Source organism: Okeania sp. SIO2F4, from assembly GCF_010672385.1.
Taxonomy (GTDB): domain Bacteria; phylum Cyanobacteriota; class Cyanobacteriia; order Cyanobacteriales; family Microcoleaceae; genus Trichodesmium.
Genome location: NZ_JAAHGT010001059.1, coordinates 1 through 3137, shown reverse-complemented (window position 1 = coordinate 3137; position 3137 = coordinate 1). Strand labels below are relative to the sequence as shown.

Genomic DNA, 3137 nt, shown 5'->3' with positions numbered 1-3137 from the left:
AAGTTTTTTATATTTTAGGCAACAGGGAAAAGAGATTAATGTTCAACTGTACCTCACCATTTTAAAATGTGCTGTAATATTATCGGAATTTTTTGTCAGTAAAATTATCATAAGTAAGGTTAAAAATGAATCAATCTTTTTCTAATAAAGAACCTTGGCTTGCTGTAAATTTATCATATTTTTTTCCAGGAATAGGGCAGATATATTCAGGAAATATCTCTAGAGGTCGGATACTGATAATTTGTAGCTGTCTATTTTGGGGATTAGGTATATACTTGTAAGCATTCGGCTATTAGCATTCAGCCTTCAGCTTTTAAATATACAATACTTGACTTCGGTTAACGGTCATGTTAGCAATTTATTCATAAGTTTTAATTCTTCTTAGAGACTAATTCCTCCTTCAATGTAATCATCAGTTAATAACTCATAGCTGATAGCTGATAGCTGATAGCTGACCGCTGAATGCTTACATATACTGAATATTTAATCCAAGAAGTAATCCTATAATTAGTATCGCTTTTTTACTAGCTTATAGTTTGTTATCTATATGGAATCTTTTTGACGCTCATAGATGTGCCATAAAAGCCAATAATTACCAATTTGAAGAAGTGAGAAAAAGCAGTAAATATCCATGGTTATCTATGTTTATTTATCCATTAATATTTCCAGGAGTCGGTCACATATATATAGGCAATATTTGACTTGGTATTTTATTAATTATAATCTTCATATTTAGTTCACTTATTCCCTTCTTGACTCTTCTAGTATTTAGTTTTGCTGTTTATAATGCTTATCGAAGAGCGCCTGTTCATAGACAAATCTCAAAAAGGCTTTTATTAAAAAAGCGGTCAGCACTCAGCACTCAGCAGTAAATGTTTAGAAGGGGATTTAAACCCCTCCTAAACCTTCCGGTTTATAGAAAACAGGGATTTAAACCCAAGCTCAAAAAGCTGTTAACGCAGTTCCTCCGCAGGAGGCTAGCTGAATGCTAAAAGCTAATAGCTAGTTAAGTATTTTTGTAGGGATAATAATAACTAGCGGATTTAATTTTTATATCCCACCATTAATAATAAAATTTGCAGAAGCTCCTTATATTCCATCAGGCGCAATGTTGCCTACATTGCAAATTAATGACCGCTTAATTATAGATAAGTGGAGTTATAATTTTCAAGAACCACAACGGGGTGATATAGTCATATTTATGCCAACAGAAGTATTAAAAAAACAATATAAAGATCCTTTTATTAAAAGAATAATTGGCTTGCCAGGAGAAACAATAGAACTAAAAAATGGAAAAGTTTATGTAAATTAGGACTTACGCACCAGACCACATATATAGCGTTAAAAACTATAACGTTATAGTTTTTAAACTCTATATATAGTACATTTGTGTAAATCCTGTAAATAATAAACCTCTAGAAGAAAAGTATTTAGAAGGTATCTGTAAAATAAATCTAAATAAACACTTCAAATATCTAGTATTCGGTGGGTTACGGCGACCAAGAAATATTATTTTATTTTGTGAGATTATTCGGTGCCTAACCCACCCTACATCAAGGCTTAATTTTTTATTTATAGATACCCTCTTAGCTTCTGCTATTAACCCAGAAGAAAAAGTTACCAACGGCTCCGAATATCAACAGACAAGAATAGAGGTTTGTCCACTCGATCAACGATTTTTATCTAAGCCTATTACTTTACCTGAAGATTCATATATAGTGATGGGAGATAACCGAAACCACAGTTATGATAGTCGCTGTTCGGGTTATGTTCATCGCTCTAATATTTTTGGTAAAGTCTTCAAAAGATTTTCGCCTATAAATAATGCAGGACTTATTGAATAGTTTCAACTTCCTTGGAAAGAGGAAATACGAAACAGATAAAAGTAAATTCATTAATTGATAATTGATAATGGATAATTGATAATTATCTCTGGTTAAAACCATCAGATTGAATATAAGGAAATATTATTTCTTTTCTCTTGGTCGATTGGAGGCAAGCGTTTGCGTAGCGTCCCGGAGGGAACGGAGACCTCGCCATCCCATCCTTCGGAATGCTCCGCTTTCCGACCGCTTTTTCCCCTATCCAAGGGGAGGCTTCAAGGCGCGAATTATTTAATTATTAATTATTCGGTAAGAATAAGATAAAAAAATATTTGACTGTTGTCTTTATATCTAAGATTATAGAATAAATAAATAGGGTTTCCTGATTAAATATGAAAATTTTTCAAGATAAAGCTTTCAGCCTTTTTAAGTCTGGAAAAAGTGTAAGGTTTTAGGTCTCTCAAGTTCAAAAATTTAGTATTTTAGGCTAACTATGGCAGAAAAATTAAGGAACACTTTTTCCGACTATCTTCTCTATAATTCTTATTTCTTCTGTAGGGGAGATTTGCGAATCGCCCCTACGACTCCTGACTCCTACTGTTACTCATAAGACTTTTTGAGCAAACCTTAAATATATGTCTAATGGTCTAAATTTAAGTCCGATAAAAATTCTGCTAATGCTAGGATTAATCATATTTGGATTAATTTCTACATTAGCTATAGCCAACTCAATTAAAACTGCCAAAATACTGAAAAATTCATCTATAAATTCTCAATTTGTTATTCAGGAATTATCAGAGCCAATATCCCCTAATAACCAATGGATAATTAATACTACTCAAGCTCAAAAATTAGCGACAGAAGGAGCAACAATTTTAGATGCTCGTTCTTGTAAAATTTTCCAACGTAAAAGTTTATCAAATGCAACTTGTATAAGCTGGAAAGAATTTTCTCAGCCTCAATTACCATTTAAGGGAAAATTACTCACAGATGACAAAATTTTGACAGAAAAATTACAAGCAATTGGAATTTCTAATCACAAACCAGTAATAGTATTTGGCGACACCATAAATGGTTGGGGAGAAGATGGCAGAATAGTTTGGATGTTACGCACTTTAGGACATCAAAAATCTTTTTTAGTCGATGGTGGTTTTGCTGCTTTAGTAAAAGCAGGTTTTCCCACAGTTAAACTTGTTAATAACAGCCCTCCTGTCCGAGGAGATTTTGTTGTTAACCGAAGCAAAAATTGGCAAATTAGCCAGAATGAATTAAAAGCAAACTTAGAAAATAATAATCTAGTAATTATTGACACGA

2 protein-coding genes and 1 pseudogene are annotated in these 3137 nt (G+C 32.6%); all 3 read left to right on the top strand.

Annotation, left to right across the window (positions count from 1 at the left end; genetic code table 11):
- Nucleotides 1-1024: 1024 nt before the first annotated feature.
- Nucleotides 1025-1309 (top strand): annotated as a pseudogene (gene lepB, locus F6K22_RS37010) (signal peptidase I); the annotation flags it as partial.
- A 76-nt stretch (nucleotides 1310-1385) separates the two neighbouring features.
- Nucleotides 1386-1844 (top strand): signal peptidase I, encoded by a 459-nt coding sequence (gene lepB / locus F6K22_RS42740; RefSeq protein ID WP_363275244.1) that lies wholly within the window; start codon nucleotides 1386-1388, stop codon nucleotides 1842-1844.
- 614 nt (nucleotides 1845-2458) lie between these two features.
- Nucleotides 2459-3137 (top strand): sulfurtransferase (locus F6K22_RS37000; RefSeq protein ID WP_293109728.1); only part of this gene is annotated, 679 nt, incomplete at its 3' end.